This is a genomic window from Microcoleus asticus IPMA8 (assembly GCF_013179805.1).
Classification (GTDB): Bacteria; Cyanobacteriota; Cyanobacteriia; order Cyanobacteriales; family Microcoleaceae; genus Microcoleus; species Microcoleus asticus.
This window is the reverse complement of the sequence record NZ_SRRZ01000074.1, coordinates 1-14557: the sequence shown is the minus strand read 5'-3', so window position 1 is coordinate 14557 and position 14557 is coordinate 1. Positions and strand designations below refer to the sequence as shown.

General features: G+C 44.2%; 13 protein-coding genes. 7 read left to right on the top strand and 6 right to left on the bottom strand.

All coding sequences use genetic code 11. The features are described from left to right. Positions 1 to 37: 37 nt before the first annotated feature. The 3 genes from E5S67_RS19395 (at position 38) to E5S67_RS34805 (ending at position 984) form a co-directional block, all read left to right on the top strand. The gene (locus tag E5S67_RS19395; RefSeq protein WP_172189993.1) at positions 38 to 367 is read left to right on the top strand and encodes a hypothetical protein; all 330 of its coding nucleotides are present in this window, start codon (positions 38 to 40) and stop codon (positions 365 to 367) included. A 112-nt stretch (positions 368 to 479) separates the two neighbouring features. After that, positions 480 to 746 carry a hypothetical protein gene (locus tag E5S67_RS19390; RefSeq protein ID WP_172189991.1) on the top strand — a complete coding sequence of 89 codons (267 nt, stop codon included), beginning with the start codon at positions 480 to 482 and terminating at the stop codon, positions 744 to 746. Further along, positions 736 to 984, top strand: coding sequence for a sensor histidine kinase (locus tag E5S67_RS34805; protein WP_172190025.1), 249 nt, complete (start codon positions 736 to 738; stop codon positions 982 to 984). The genes E5S67_RS19390 and E5S67_RS34805 overlap by 11 nt, the downstream gene beginning before the upstream one ends. Positions 985 to 1016: 32 nt before the next feature. Here the strand turns inward: E5S67_RS34805 and E5S67_RS19380 are convergent, their stop codons facing one another. From E5S67_RS19380 to E5S67_RS19365, 4 genes are all read right to left on the bottom strand, one after another. Next, positions 1017 to 1907, bottom strand: coding sequence for a thermonuclease family protein (locus tag E5S67_RS19380; RefSeq protein ID WP_172189989.1), 891 nt, complete (start codon positions 1905 to 1907; stop codon positions 1017 to 1019). A gap of 96 nt (positions 1908 to 2003) precedes the next feature. Further along, the gene (locus E5S67_RS19375; protein WP_172190023.1) at positions 2004 to 2582 is read right to left on the bottom strand and encodes an acyl carrier protein phosphodiesterase; all 579 of its coding nucleotides are present in this window, start codon (positions 2580 to 2582) and stop codon (positions 2004 to 2006) included. Positions 2583 to 2683: 101 nt separating this feature from the next. Further along, positions 2684 to 4654 carry an acetate--CoA ligase gene (gene acs / locus E5S67_RS19370; RefSeq protein WP_172189987.1) on the bottom strand — a complete coding sequence of 657 codons (1971 nt, stop codon included), beginning with the start codon at positions 4652 to 4654 and terminating at the stop codon, positions 2684 to 2686. 121 nt (positions 4655 to 4775) lie between these two features. After that, a complete protein-coding gene (locus E5S67_RS19365) occupies positions 4776 to 5048 on the bottom strand; it encodes a hypothetical protein (RefSeq protein WP_339382922.1) in 273 nt (90 codons plus the stop codon). A 979-nt stretch (positions 5049 to 6027) separates the two neighbouring features. On the opposite strand from E5S67_RS19365, the gene E5S67_RS19360 reads away from it, so the two are divergent. Further along, entirely contained in the window at positions 6028 to 6966 is a 939-nt protein-coding gene (locus E5S67_RS19360) for a UDP-glucuronic acid decarboxylase family protein (RefSeq protein ID WP_172189985.1), read from the top strand. Between the two features lie 153 nt (positions 6967 to 7119). Then, entirely contained in the window at positions 7120 to 8508 is a 1389-nt protein-coding gene (locus E5S67_RS19355) for a UDP-glucose dehydrogenase family protein (RefSeq protein WP_172189983.1), read from the top strand. Between the two features lie 126 nt (positions 8509 to 8634). On the opposite strand, the gene E5S67_RS19350 is transcribed toward E5S67_RS19355, so the two are convergent. Together E5S67_RS19350 and E5S67_RS19345 are read right to left on the bottom strand one after the other, a co-directional pair. Further along, positions 8635 to 10734, bottom strand: coding sequence for a tetratricopeptide repeat protein (locus E5S67_RS19350; RefSeq protein ID WP_216670584.1), 2100 nt, complete (start codon positions 10732 to 10734; stop codon positions 8635 to 8637). Between the two features lie 261 nt (positions 10735 to 10995). After that, positions 10996 to 11466, bottom strand: coding sequence for a hypothetical protein (locus E5S67_RS19345; RefSeq protein ID WP_172189979.1), 471 nt, complete (start codon positions 11464 to 11466; stop codon positions 10996 to 10998). A gap of 166 nt (positions 11467 to 11632) precedes the next feature. On the opposite strand from E5S67_RS19345, the gene E5S67_RS19340 reads away from it, so the two are divergent. Next, positions 11633 to 11851 carry a helix-turn-helix domain-containing protein gene (locus tag E5S67_RS19340; protein ID WP_006632503.1) on the top strand — a complete coding sequence of 73 codons (219 nt, stop codon included), beginning with the start codon at positions 11633 to 11635 and terminating at the stop codon, positions 11849 to 11851. A 162-nt stretch (positions 11852 to 12013) separates the two neighbouring features. Further along, a partial coding sequence (locus tag E5S67_RS19335; RefSeq protein WP_172189977.1) for an NACHT domain-containing protein occupies positions 12014 to 14557 on the top strand: 2544 nt, incomplete at its 3' end.

The following is a 14557-nucleotide window of genomic DNA, read 5'->3' as shown; positions in this document are numbered from 1 at the left end:
CGTAATAACAGTTCTTTAGGTTTAGGTTTAGATCGATATGATTAAATCAACGGGCTATTTTAGGTTCCTGAGCTTTGCTGTAATTTATGCTATGACTGCCTATCCGTGTCAGGCACAAACGACTGTCAAATCGCAGATAAATGTAACTGAAACACAAAATATCACAAGTACCGAGTCAGCAGATGTTGCTAAAACTTCTGCGAGCGATATCGGGAAAAATCCTAATATTTCTAAATCGTTTACCGTTTCAGAATTGAATAGCACACTTCCTAACTCTCGTCCTCCTATAACAACTCCTCAAAATAAATCTGTACGCACAAATCCCTTAGGATGTCGATTTTTTGATACTCCTTCAATGCAGCAATAAATGTTTCTGCATCTCTTGATAAATAGAATATCATGGCTGAATAGAGGTCGATGGCTTCCTAGCATCATCCTCTATTTATTTGCGCGATCGCGAAACTTACCAGGTACAGCCTATGCTAAAACAGACCGCAATTTTCAGACAACTTCCTTTATCAAATCAAGCAATCCCAAAATTATCCCTGCAAACTATCCCGATCGCTCCAATTGTCCTACAAATTTGCGCAGCCCTAGGTTTAACTGGATATTTATCATTCCCCAACGGACAAAAAGCCATTAACGATTTGGCAAATCGACTCAGTAACGAAGTTAGCGGAACAATTACATATCCATCGCACCAACAGCCAGCCAACTATTTGAGTTTCCACAGAGATTACCGCTGAAAATTGTGCGATCGTCCGCATTCAAGATAATGGGCCCGGTATAGCCGAAAATAGATTATCCAAGATATTCGATCCTTTTTTCACCACAAAACCTGTAGGCAAAGGAACAGGCTTAGGACTGTCTATAGCCGATCGGACGGTGCGAGATAAACATCAAAAATATCTGATTTGCACGTCTAAATCAGGAGAAGGGGCAGAATTTGCGATCGTATTTCCTAAGAAAATTATATGCAGTTAAAAAGATTGATGAAATTAAGTCTAGTTTAAATATTATCGGGGAAAATCTGAAAGTTGTTTGATATTCTTCAAAACTATTTGAGGCTTCCCTTTGTATTGTTCTACCTTCCCGCTGACATACACATATCCCCGTCCCAGACCCGCATAGCGCTTCTCGATCAGCCGCTTCAAGGGAGCCATTTCATCAGTTTCAGCATCCGGTATCCACAAGTGTAATTTATGATAAACCGAACCTGCATAAATCAGAGCATTACCGTCGATCCATTTATTAATTCCCGCCTGCAAATCGCAGAAAATAGTAATAGATTTAGCTGTCTCAGAAGCCGCTAAAATTTTCTGGTAGTGCAACCTCACAGAAAGCGCTCCTGCGGTTGCTTCGGCAAACCGAAACTCTTCAACAATCGAGCTTCGCATCGACCACCAAGGCAGTAAATAACCATAGTTGCGAGAGGGAATTTTGGCATTGGTAATCGGATTCCAAATCATCAGATTGTAAGCTTTTGCCGCCGATTCTGCCTCAGTCATTTGTCGGTGATACAATCTGGAGCGCCCGTATTTGACAAAGTAGGGGCTCCAGCCTTCTGCAATCAGTTTGAGATTGTAATTTTCTCCATCTTTATGTACGTAACAGAGGAGACGCCCGTAGTTGTCGCGGTGTTTTTGTAGAGCCACTTCAACCGAATCGGCTGTATCAAATTCTATGTCAATTTTAGCAAGTCCACCATCTGCTGTCGCGAAGTATTTTTTAGCCATTTCCGAAGCTGCTTTCCCCGCTGCAGTTATAGGTTTGGAGCCTCCCGAATGACTTTCTTCTGTATCGACGCAAATCAGTCGCAGAGACTCGGTTTGGCCGTTGAGAGAAATTTTGATGCTGTCGCCATCAACTACTTTAGTTACTTGCAGGTTCGGAATTCTGGTTGCCATATTTTCAACCCTGTTGCACTTGAGATTTCATGCAGGTATCGGTTGAATTATACACGAGTTCGCTATCAATAGCAACTGTAATTTTTGTTGTTTGTATTAATATTTGTCAACTGTGGCGTATTTTATCAAGTCGGGGAAAAAATCCCGAAAATCAGATTCTAAGCGCTGATAGTTAGCTGTCAAATCTTCTATGCCGCTTGCCAAGTTATTTGTCCGCTTGATTCGGGCGGACATTCTTGTAAGAGTGATGCCGATTTCGGCAATTTCCTGATAAGATGAAAGCAAGTCGCGGGCAATTATTGTTGGCAGCAGGCGCTGGAGAGATTCAGGCAATATATCGCGATTGTCTTGCAGGACTTTATAGACATGGCGAGAAAAATCGGGAAGCGGAATTTCTGAATATTCCAGCCAATTTTTAGCCAAGAAGTGGTCGTAAAACACGTCAATCAAAACTCCAGCAAACCTGCGTCTATCGGCGCAAACAAGGCTTTTACTCGATCGCACTATTGCGTGAGAGTCAGTGTAGCTATCTACTTTGCGGTGCAAATCGATGCCCTTTCTAATTTCCTCGGGATAAAGGTTGACAGCCGTTCCTTTGACAAAATCTCCTAAGAGGTTGCCAATCAGGGATTCTGGCGTGCCTTTTGATAAGAATAGATGAGCCAAATAATTCATTGCTACAGTAAAAATATCTAAGATAACATAAGGAGAAACAGTAGGGTGCACGACCCGGCGCACCTTACTGCTATTAAGAAGCTGCCCTGAAAAAAATCCCCTTACGATCCCCCGCGCAATTTATCCAAAACCGTCCGGTCTTCCAAGGTCGAAGTATCCCCAGAAACCTCTTCTCCCGCAGCTAAAGAACGCAGCAAACGCCGCATAATTTTACCGCTTCGCGTTTTCGGCAAAGCATCAGTAAATCGAATTTCGCCGGGACGGGCGATCGCCCCAATTTCCTTAACAACGTGCTGCTTCAATTCCTTAGCCAATTCATCGCTAGGTTGCTGCGAGTTGTCCAGCGTGACAAAAGCCACAATGTCCTCACCTTTAATCTTGTCCGGTTTACCAACAACCGCAGCTTCTGCCACCGCTGGATGCGATACCAAAGCTGACTCGACTTCCATTGTGCCGAGTCGGTGTCCGGCTACATTAATTACATCGTCAACGCGGCCCATTACCCAGAAATAACCGTCTTTGTCCTTGTGCGCGCCGTCCCCTGCAAAGTACACAAATTCGCCATCTTTCGGATGCAAATATTCCCAATAAGTGCGGCGAAAACGGTCTGGATCGTTGTAAAGTGTACGCATCATTCCCGGCCAAGGATGTTTTACCACTAAATAACCGCCGCTTTCGTTAGTGACTGGTTCGCCATCTTGGTCAACAACATCGACCACAATTCCGGGGAAAGGTAGGGTTGCAGAACCAGGTTTTGTAGGAATTGCACCGGGCAAAGCGGTAATCATAATTCCCCCGGTTTCTGTTTGCCACCAAGTATCGACGATCGGACAATTCGAGTTGCCAATTACTCGTTGATACCACATCCAAGCTTCAGGATTTATCGGTTCGCCGACGGTTCCTAACAATCGTAAAGATGACAAATTCCGCGCATTCGGCAAGTGTTCGCCCATTTTCATGAATGTTCTGATCGCAGTGGGTGCGGTGTAGAAAACGGTGACGCCGTATTTTTCGATCACATCCCAAAAACAGCCTGGGTTGGACGCGCGAGGAGCACCTTCGTACATGATTGTGGTAGCGCCGTTGGAAAGCGGGCCGTAGACTATGTAGCTGTGGCCTGTAATCCAGCCTACGTCTGCGGTGCACCAGTAGACATCGGTATCTTGGAGGTCGAAGATCCACTTAGTTGTCATGTGGGTGTAAAGGTTGTAGCCACCTGTGGTGTGGACGACTCCTTTCGGTTTGCCGGTACTGCCGCTGGTGTAGAGTACGAACAGCATATCTTCGCTGTCCATCGGTTCGGCGGGGCAGTCGGCGGAGGCGTCTTTTTGCAAGTCGTGCCACCAAAGATCGCGCCCGGGTTCCATGTGGACTTGCTGTTTGGTACGCTGGACGACGATAACGTTGGTAACGCTTGGTGTGACGTTGTTGGCGAGGGCTTTGTCTACTTGTTCTTTGAGGCCGACGGCAGCATCTTTGCGGAAGCCACCGTCAGCGGTGATCACGAGTTTTGCTTCGCCGTCGTTTAGCCGATCGCGCAATGCTTCTGCACTAAAACCGCCAAAAACAACGCTGTGTACTGCACCGATTCTGGCGCAGGCTAGCATGGCGATCGCAGCTTCGGGAATCATGGGCATATAAATGCCAACGCGATCGCCTTTTTGGACTCCCAATTGTTTGATGACGTTCGCCATTTGGCAGACTTCGCGGTGGAGTTGCGCGTAGGTGAGGGTGCGGGAGTCTCCGGGTTCACCTTCCCAAATCAGGGCGGCTTTATTTTTGCGCCAAGTGGTTAAGTGGCGATCGAGACAATTGTAAGAAATGTTTATTTTGCCGTTGACAAACCATTTAGCAAAAGGCGGCTGCCAGTCGAGCACGGTATCCCAGTTTTGGAACCAGTGCAATTCTTGGGCGGCAAGTTCTGCCCAGAATGCTTGGGGGTCAGCTTTGGCTTTATCGTAGAGGGCTTGGTACTCTTCTAAGCTTTTGATGTGTGCTTTTTCGGAGAATTCAGCGGCCGGGTGAAATAGGCGTTTTTCTTGCAGAATTGATTCGATGGTATCTTGTGACATTGCTTTTAACTTTAACTTCGGTTAGTCTTTTTAACTATTCTTTGCATAAGTTGGGGCAAAAGTATGTTTATTTTCCTTAAGACTTTGGGGAATTTTGTAAATGTTGGGACTGTATTAGAAATTATGGTAGCGGTAAATGCTCAATTTTATCTTGGTACTCATCATCAAACAATCCTTGATAAATCAAAATCAGTTCGTCAATATTTTGACCAATACTCAGCTTGGAATTTAGGATGAAGATTCCTGGGATATGGCGATTTTGCTCTAGATTATCTGTTAAATGAACGGGCATAGAGCGACGGTTGTTGGTAGCAAGAATGAAATTGTGGATTTCGCACCAAATAAGAATTTCTGGATCGAGAGTGCCTTTGGAAGGTGCTGTTAGTTCTCCCACTGCTATAACAACAATATCGGGATTGCGTCTGCGAATTTTGTTGACATACGATCGACATTTTCATCAAAGAGATATTGGATCGGCATCAGCCTTTCTCCTTGCATCTTTTTCTGCTCTCAGTTTGCGGATTTTTTCATATACTGGACGAAGATTGCGACGTTGTTCTTCTCGCATTTTATCACCCCATTCCAACCATTCGGTTATCTACAGACCGACTGCTTCTTTGTTGTGCAGGTAGTACAAAATGGTCGCATAAACCTGTTCAAGAGTGAGGGATGTATAAATGTTGGCAATTTCTTCGGGAGTTCGAGCGCGGACGGAATTTCTCAGTTCAATCCAGACTCAGTTGCTATCCTCGCAGAACGCTTAATGATACATACAAAGACTGCGAACTTTATCATGCTCTGGCACTTATTTCGCCTTCAAGGCAAATTTAGCGGCTCATAACTTTGCTCGATTATTGAGAAACTGTAAAACTAAAGGGTAGACAATCAACCTGATTTAGTTCTGGCTGCAATCTCCAGAAATGGCAATTGAACGGGTGCAACCCTGGGTTGAAAGTAGCGGACTTTCTATTCCCGAAATCGAGATAATTTCTCTCATATTGCTTTTCAGATAAATCCACCCTGGTTTTTTCAAATAAGCCCGTGAAGCGCAGCTATCCCGTAGGGCATCGCCCAACGTCAAACCGAAGTCATCAAAAAACCAATAACCAATAACAAATAACAAAACTATTGTCAACAGTATTTTTTCGGAAATAACATTGAAGGTTAAATAAAATTTGCTAGCTAAGATTTGCGAATTATAGCACTTTGTTCAAAGTATTTGAAAATGCTAAGTTAATTAAAGATTTTATGAAGGTGACGCATAAGTCTTTACATTGTCGATCGCAATTTTGTTATTCTATTAGAAAGTTTCATTCGAGCGACTGAATTTTTGTACTCCAGTCCTACCCCTAAACAGAACGGCAGTTTCCACAATGAGAATTTTAGTCACAGGCGGTGCGGGTTTCCTCGGTTCCCACCTAATCGATCGCTTAATGGCCCAAGGACATGAGGTAGTCTGCCTGGATAATTTTTACACCGGTACTAAACGTAATATCCTCAAATGGCTGGATAACCCATACTTTGAGCTGATCCGCCACGACATAACGGAACCGATTCGGTTAGAAGTAGATCAGATTTACCATCTGGCTTGCCCCGCTTCGCCAATACACTATCAGTACAACCCTGTCAAGACAATTAAAACAAACGTCATCGGCACGATGAATATGTTGGGATTGGCCAAACGGGTAAAAGCAAGATTCTTTCTCGCTTCCACTTCCGAAGTGTACGGAGATCCTGACGTACATCCACAAACAGAAGATTATCGCGGCAACGTTAATTGTATCGGGATCAGATCGTGTTACGACGAAGGGAAGCGAGTAGCTGAAACCTTATCTTTTGATTACCACCGTCAAAATGGGGTAGACATTCGAGTTGTGCGAATCTTCAATACCTACGGCCCCCGGATGTTGGAAAATGACGGCAGAGTAGTGAGCAATTTTATTGCTCAAGCTTTGCGGAATCAACCGCTGACAGTATACGGCGACGGTTCCCAAACACGGAGTTTTTGCTACGTTTCTGATTTGGTGGAAGGATTTATTCGTTTGATGAATAGCGACCAAATCGGGCCGATGAATTTGGGGAATCCCGGGGAATACACTATTTTGGAACTTGCAGAAAAAATTCAAAATATGATTAATCCAGGGGCAGAAATTATCTTTAAACCGCTGCCGGAAGACGATCCAAAACAGCGACAACCCGATATTACTCGTGCTAAAACTTGGTTGGGGTGGGAGCCAACTGTGCCGCTGGATAAAGGTTTAGAGTTGACTGTGAAAGATTTTCGCGATCGCATTGAGGGAAACCAAAAGTAGAGACTGGGAGAGGGAGAGACTGGGTGAGGGGGAGGGAAAAAATCTTCCTTATTCCCAATTCCCGATTCCCAATTCCCGATTCCCAATTCCCGATTCTAAATTCCCGATTCTCAATTCCTACCTGATTTATTTACTAGCTTTGAGGAGATTTCTATGCAAGTTTGTGTTATCGGTACAGGATATGTTGGCTTAGTCACCGGCACTTGTTTGGCTCACATAGGCCACCACGTGATTTGCGTAGACAACAACGAAGAAAAAGTTAAATTAATGAAGTCTGGACAGTCGCCTATTTTTGAACCCGGACTGTCTGAATTAATGTCCTCTGCATCTGCGGCGGGCAATCTAGAATTTACTTCGGATTTAGCAGCAGGAGTCTCTCACGGGGATATTTTGTTTATTGCCGTGGGGACTCCTCCTTTGCCTACTGGGGAAAGCGATACTCGCTACGTGGAAGCGGTTGCTCGTGGAATTGGAGCTCACCTCGACGGCGATTACAAAGTCATTGTCAATAAATCTACGGTGCCGATAGGTTCCGGGGACTGGGTGCGGAGGATTGTCCTCGACGGTTTGGCGGAACGTCAAAAAGCTCAAACCAATGATGCGGCTACGGGTGAGGAAGTAGCAGCAAAAAAAGGTGTGGTATTTGATGTGGTTAGCAACCCGGAGTTTTTGCGGGAGGGCTGTGCTGTTTTCGATACTTTTAATCCCGATCGCATTGTTCTCGGCAGCAACTCTCGGCGGGCTATGGATATGATGCTACAGTTATACCGGCCGATTGTCGATCGCAAGTTTGCAGAGAATCCGTCTTTGCCGGAGGTTCCTGTGGTGATGACAGATATCAGTTCAGCGGAGATGATTAAGTACGCAGCGAATGCTTTTTTGGCTACGAAGATTAGCTTTATTAATGAAGTTGCTAATATTTGCGATCGCGTCGGTGCAGATATTACCCAAATAGCGAAAGGTATCGGTTTAGATTCGCGGATTGGTGGCAAGTTTCTGCAAGCTGGCATTGGTTGGGGCGGTTCTTGTTTCCCGAAAGATGTCTCAGCTTTAGTTCACACTGCTGAGGATTACGGTTACGAGGCGCATTTGCTGAAAGCTGCAGTGGAAGTAAACGAACGCCAGCGGTTGATTGCTATTGAAAAGTTGCAGCACGTTTTGAAGATTCTCAAAGGTAAAACAGTCGGACTTTTGGGTTTGACTTTCAAGCCGGATACTGACGATTTGCGGGATGCTCCTTCGCTGAATTTAATCGAGAGTTTGAACCGATTGGGAGCGAAAGTTAAAGCTTACGATCCGATTGTTTCTCAAACTGGAATGCGTCACGGTTTGTCGGGAGTTTTGGTAGAAACTGACCCGGAAAGGTTGGCCGACGGTTGCGATGCTTTGGTGTTGGTGACAGACTGGGAACAGTTTCGCAATTTAGATTACGATAAAATGGCCAAGTTGATGAATCATCCGGTGATGATTGACGGCCGCAATTTCTTAGATAAGAAGGCTTTAGAAGTGGCTGGTTTCCAATATGTGGGTATTGGAAGGTAAAGGGAGAGAATTAATATTACCAACCAAAGTCAGGAAACGGCAATGCCGTTTCCCTACAATTAATCTGGGTAGGGAAACGGCATTGCCGTTTCCTCCGTATCATAAGGAGTGCAACCGGAATTGATATCACTTAGCTTTGTTTTTTGACTGCTTTAGATAAGAGTTAGCCCAAGCATAGCGTCTGGAATCTTTCTCCAGCAGATAGTTTATCACTTCCCGCCGTTTATTCTCATCCTTGGCATTTTTGACAACCCGCTTCATTTCCGCATCCTGATCTCTGGGAGAAGCACCGCGTTTAATTGCCTCATTAAACCAACGCTCACCCTCTAAGAATTCGCCCCGCTCAAAACAAATAGCTCCCATTAAAGTGTAAGGATGATGACTCTGAGGCTGATACTCAATCGCTTTGAGAGCGCACTTTTCTGCATCATCTAGTTTATAGATATCTCGGAAAGCACCGCCCCTAGTTGTTAGTAAAGCTGACTTTAATTTATTTTCTTTTATTTGGTTGAAGTCTAGATTTTCCGTCAGCTTCAATGCACTTCTAGGTTCATTCGCCTTGCGCCAATGACTGCTGGCATTAGGCAAGTTCCATTTATTTCCAGTGTGCTTGTAGTCCTCTTCATAGAAAGTTGCTTCGTTTTTGTGGTAAGCAGTCCAAATCTTGCCAGAGAAAAGTTTCTGCCCTTGAGATCGGCGCTCTTCGTGCCACCCATAATGGCTATAGCTAGGTTGAGATGCTTCAAGTTTATTCTCCTCCAGCCAAGCTACATCTATCTCCTCAATTCGCTCTCCTTTATCCAGCTTTTGCAGAATTGCGTACAACGGACTCGAAGGTGATTTATCTTTATAGTTCGAGACATCATATTTCGACTTCAGAGCAGCAAATTCCTTTTCTTGGGCAAAAGTAATGACATCCTCACGTCCATTCTGTTTCGCCCAATCAATATCAGCCTCACTCAACTGCTCTCCCGACTTGATTTTGGACTTCAGACTAGCAGCACATTTGTCAAGAGCGATCGCGATCGTCTCAGTCAGCTTACGCTTTTTCAGAAAGTTAATATCTGGCTCACCTAGCTGACTTGCTGAATCAATTTTTTTAAGAACTTTATACAGATGGCTAGAGAGGGATGAATCCTCATATTGGGTAGCTTTATACTTAATCTTCAGTTCAGCAAAGTGCCGATTATTTTCAATTTCTACAACAATGCCAAGCGTTTCGCTCAGTTGATGCTCTTCTAGCCAATTAATATCTAATAAGCTCAACTGCTTATCCGCATCCAGCTTTTTCAGAATTTGATAGAGCGGACTAAATAAAGATGAATCCAGATGTTTAGTTGCTTGATACTTAGTTTTTAGCTGAGAAAATACTATTTGTTGTAAGGCTTCTCGTTCCTCAAAAATAGCAAGTGTTTCTGATAGTTTTTCCTGTTTTAACCATTGAATATCTTTAGTGCTAAGTGGCTGGTTTTCGTCAATTCGTTTCAGGATTTTATAGAGATTACTTGAGGGTAATGAATCCTGATTTTTAGTAGCTTTGTACATAAACTTCAGTCCAGCAAAGTGCTGCATTTTGCGAGAAATTTCTATCGGTTCATAAAACCGATTCAATTTCATCCATATCACCTCTGAATCACTCAGTTGATTTCCTCTGTCAATTTGACAAAGAAGGTCATACAGACGATTAGAGATAGATGAATAGGAGCTACTGACTCGGTATTTTGTCGCTAGTTCAGCCAAGTGCCTCTCTTTATTTATTTTTTCTTGTTGCTCTCGTGCCAAAGCCAGCTTTTTTTCTTGTTGCTCTCGTGCCAAAGCCAGCTTTTTTTCTTGTTGCTCTCGTTCCCTTTGTTGTTGCTCTCGTTGCTGCTCTTTTTTCCAAATAAGCTTTACTTCTTGTTGCTCTAGTTCCAAAGCCATCCTTTCTTGTTTACTCAGTTTCTGACCTGAGTCAACCTTCTTAAGAATTTTATAAAGAGGATTGGAGGGAGAAAGCTCGATTATCCATTCCCATTCTTTTAGAAAAAGAAGTTCGTCTGAAGTCAGGTTCACTCCTTCAGTACGCATATTCAGAAGTCCTCTCAAGGTCCAACATATACTAGAAAGAGGGACGCCTCGATATTTATTGGCTTTATTAGTTGCTTGATACTTAACCAGGAGAAATGCAAATTCTTCAAAAAAACTTTCATCCTTCATAACAGTTATCACAGCAATATTTTTACTCAAAAGTCACAAAAATTAACACCTAACGCCTTATTTTTACTCAAAAGTCACAAAAATTAACACCTAACGCCTTCTCTCATTCCATCAAATCATGCGCCGCTAATTCACCCGGATAAAAGCGATCGCTCAAAATCTCTTTTTTAAACCAGTGATTATGAATAAATCTTGTTTACTGCCGATCGCCAACGTCTACAATGATACAAATCAGTCGATCGCACTCTTGAGCGTAAGGTGCTCCGTGCTCACCTTACGCTTGAAAACTGTTTAAAAATTTTCCATCAATGTTTTTTCTTGAGCGTAAACATCTCGTAGCTGTTGCAGCGCTGATGCAGAAATTACCGATTTAACTGTAGCGACTAATTTACCCCACTCAAGCAAGCTGTCAACTGAAACAGCCGTTTTGAAGTTGTACGTATAGAATTTAGTCCAAAATTCTGGTGCTTGTGTCCGTTTCCAGCGTTTGTACCATGCGACAAAATCTTGAGCGCAGGGCGGTTTTACTTCTAAGATTGGCGGAAAATCGGCGTAGCTGACAAATCGACTGAGGCCTTTGGCATGAACGTACACCACGTTGTGGCAGCATTCGATCCGGTATATCTGTTCGGGTGATATGTTGAACAGGAGTGCCACTGTTTCTTCGGTGACAAATCTCGATCGCGGATTGACGATCGACGATTTGTGAATAATTTTTGATGCGCCGATCGCTGACGCTCTTAACTGATTTTCTGATATCATTGTAGTTGCATCTGGTGGTGGTAGCTAAATCTATCTCTGCTAAGTGCGATCGACAGAAATTATCTGTCGGGATTAATTTTAACTGGCGATCGTCTTTAGTTTGCAGACCGGGGGCGATCGCTTTTTGATATATTATACTAAATCCAAAATTTTGTAAATAGTGAATATGAGCAAAGGCTTAGTCAGATTGCGGGTTCGAGAGTTGGCTGCCGAGAAGGGATGGACGCTCAAAGAGGTTGCGGAGCGATCGGGCGTGGGCTACAGTACCATTAGCAATTATGCCCGTTCTCAGGGGATGGCAATGGTTGATTTTGCAGCAGTCCACAAGCTGGCTCGCACCTTTGATGTGATGATTGAGGATTTCGTGGTAATCCTAGAAAAATAGTTGAAGGTTTTGCTTAAATTCAATGTTTTAGCGATCGACTTTTGATCTGACGATCGAAGTTTTGATGTAATGATTTCAGCATAGGTCGATCGCCCGCAACTAAACTAGATCGCCTATCATTGAAATAACCCGCTTCCAGCAGCGCATCAGGAGAACCGTCAAATGTCAGATCCGATTACCTTGGGCTTGCTTTTCACAGTCGCTTGGCAAGGCATTTTGGGAAGTCAAGTCAATGATGCACTCAATCATGCTTGTTTGACGGGAATAAAAAAAATTTCACGAAACGGAAAAATTGTCAATCACGATTTAGAAAAAGCGCTGAAAACTTCTTTCCTGAAAGCTCAGCAACAAATCGCCTCAGAATGCAAACAGGAAATCGAGCCAAAAAATGCGGCTAACCGAGAGAGTTTTGCCTATTCGCTGCAAGACAGGCGGCGGGATTTTGATTGGTTGAAACGAAAGCTCGAAAAGCTGAAATTAGAATTAGAACAAGTCGATAAAGAAACAGTCCCGTCAGGGATTCCCATTACAGGATTAGATGAAATAGAATTGCTGCTGACTTCCGCAGATGAGTTAAAGCAGAATCAGGTTGAAGAAGTTAAGCAAAAATTGCTGGAAATTGCCATAGAAAATTGCGAGGTCGCACCCTACAAGACAAAGTTAGAGCAAGAATTATTTGCGTTGGTATCTGCATACTTTGCTCAGGAAATCAAGGACAATGATAAGGTTTTTCAGATTTTTGCTGGGCAGAGTTTAACGCGGTTCGACAGCACAACTCAAGAGATGCACGCTTGGCTTGAGGAGATAGTTGAAAAAAGCCGGATTGCTTATCGACCGATTGATTGGCAAGCTATTTGCAAGCAGATTTTAGACGAGAAAGAACAGCAGCGACTTAGTAGCGATCGGCTAACTTTTGGCAACCATAAAATAAATGATGTTTATGTGCCGCTGGGATTGGTGGAACGGCAGAAAGTGACTCAGCGACGCGAAAATGTTGCGGCTGAAGAAGGTTTAAATTTTTACCGAAAAAAACAAATTACTCAAGGGTTTGAACACAGCGAGTTTCTTGAGCAAGTAATCCAGCAAGGAAGTAGCCCGAAAAGCAAGGGGAAGCGGTTAGGAATTATAGGGGAAGCGGGGGCGGGAAAAACAACGCTATTGCGGCAGATTGCGAATTGGGTAGCGGCTGAAATTTCCGAGGCAATTGTAATTTGGGTATCCTTGGCGGATTTGCAGGGGAAGGAATTAGAGCCGTATTTATTTGATAATTGGCTGCTGGCGGCAATTAAGAGAGTTGGGAAGGCTGAGGCGACGGCGGAAATTAAGGATGATTTTGTAGCACAATTTAATGCTGAGCGCGTGTGGTTGGTGTTGGATGGGGCGGATGAGATGGCGGTGGGAGATGGCAATCCTTTGGCGGAAATTCAGCGGCAAATTAGAACGGGCGGCTGCATTCAAAGGGCGCGAATTGTGCTAAGTTGTCGGCAGAATGTTTGGGATGCGATCGGCACTGCGTTGGATACTTTTGATACTTATCGCACTCTGGAGTTTTCCTATCCCGAACAGGTGGGGATGTTTATTGATAAATGGTTTGGAACCCCCCCTAACCCCCCCTTGGTAAGGGGGGGGACAAGAAAAGATGGGGAGCACACAAGAGAAGATGAAACTCTTGCTCCCCCCTTACCAAGGGGGGCTGGGGGGGTGCTTTCTCAACAATTAGGAGAAGCCGGGGAAACTCTTACTCCCCCCTTACCAAGGGGGGCTGGGGGGGTGCTTTCTCAACAGCTACGCGAAGCATTAGCAGCAACAGGAAAAGAGCGAATCCGAGATTTAGTGAAAAATCCCCTCAGATGTTCGCTGCTGTGCGGCAATTGGCAGTCGTTGGATGGGGATTTGCCGGATACTAAGGCGAAGCTTTATCGGCGATTTGTGACTACTTTGTATCAGTGGAAGGAACCCCGCCTGAATTGGATTCAGCAGCAGGATTTGAATGCGGCTTTGGGGAAATTGGCACTTTCTGGGATGTTGAATGAAACGTCACGGTTTCAGTTGCGAGAAAGTGTGGGATATCGGGTGATGGGTGCATCGCAGTTTGAGTTAGCTTGTCGTTTGGGTTGGCTGAATTTAGTCGCGAGGGATGCGGAGACGGCGGAGGGGATTTATGCTTTTTACCATCCGACGTTTCAGGAATATTTTGCGGCGTTGGCGGTTGAGGATTGGCACTTTTTCTTGAATCATATTCCTAAGAATCCGCAACATCCTGATGCTAGGTATCGCATTTTTGACAAGCAGTGGAAAGAGGTTATTTTGCTGTGGTTGGGGCGTGAGGAGGTTAGGAAGGAGGAGAAGGAAGCGTTTATTAAAGCGTTGGTTAAGTTTAAGGTTGGGTGGGATAAATTTTATGGATATCGGGCATATTTTTTAGCGGCTGCGGGGATTGCTGAGTTTAAGGAGTGTCGCCTGGGTGATGAAATTGTGGGACAAATTGTTACGTGGAAATTTGGTTGTTTTAATAAGCAAAAACAGGAGTGGCGGACATTTCTAGATCCAATTGTCGAAAGGGCAAGGGAAGTTCTGAAAGAAACAGATCGCCAAAGGGCTATCTCCGCTTTAATCCAATACGGTTCAGTTAAGGGCTATGCAGTGCTTGAAACAATAAATATAGGAGTATTCATTATGATTCCAGTACCTCTGTGTTTAACTTGT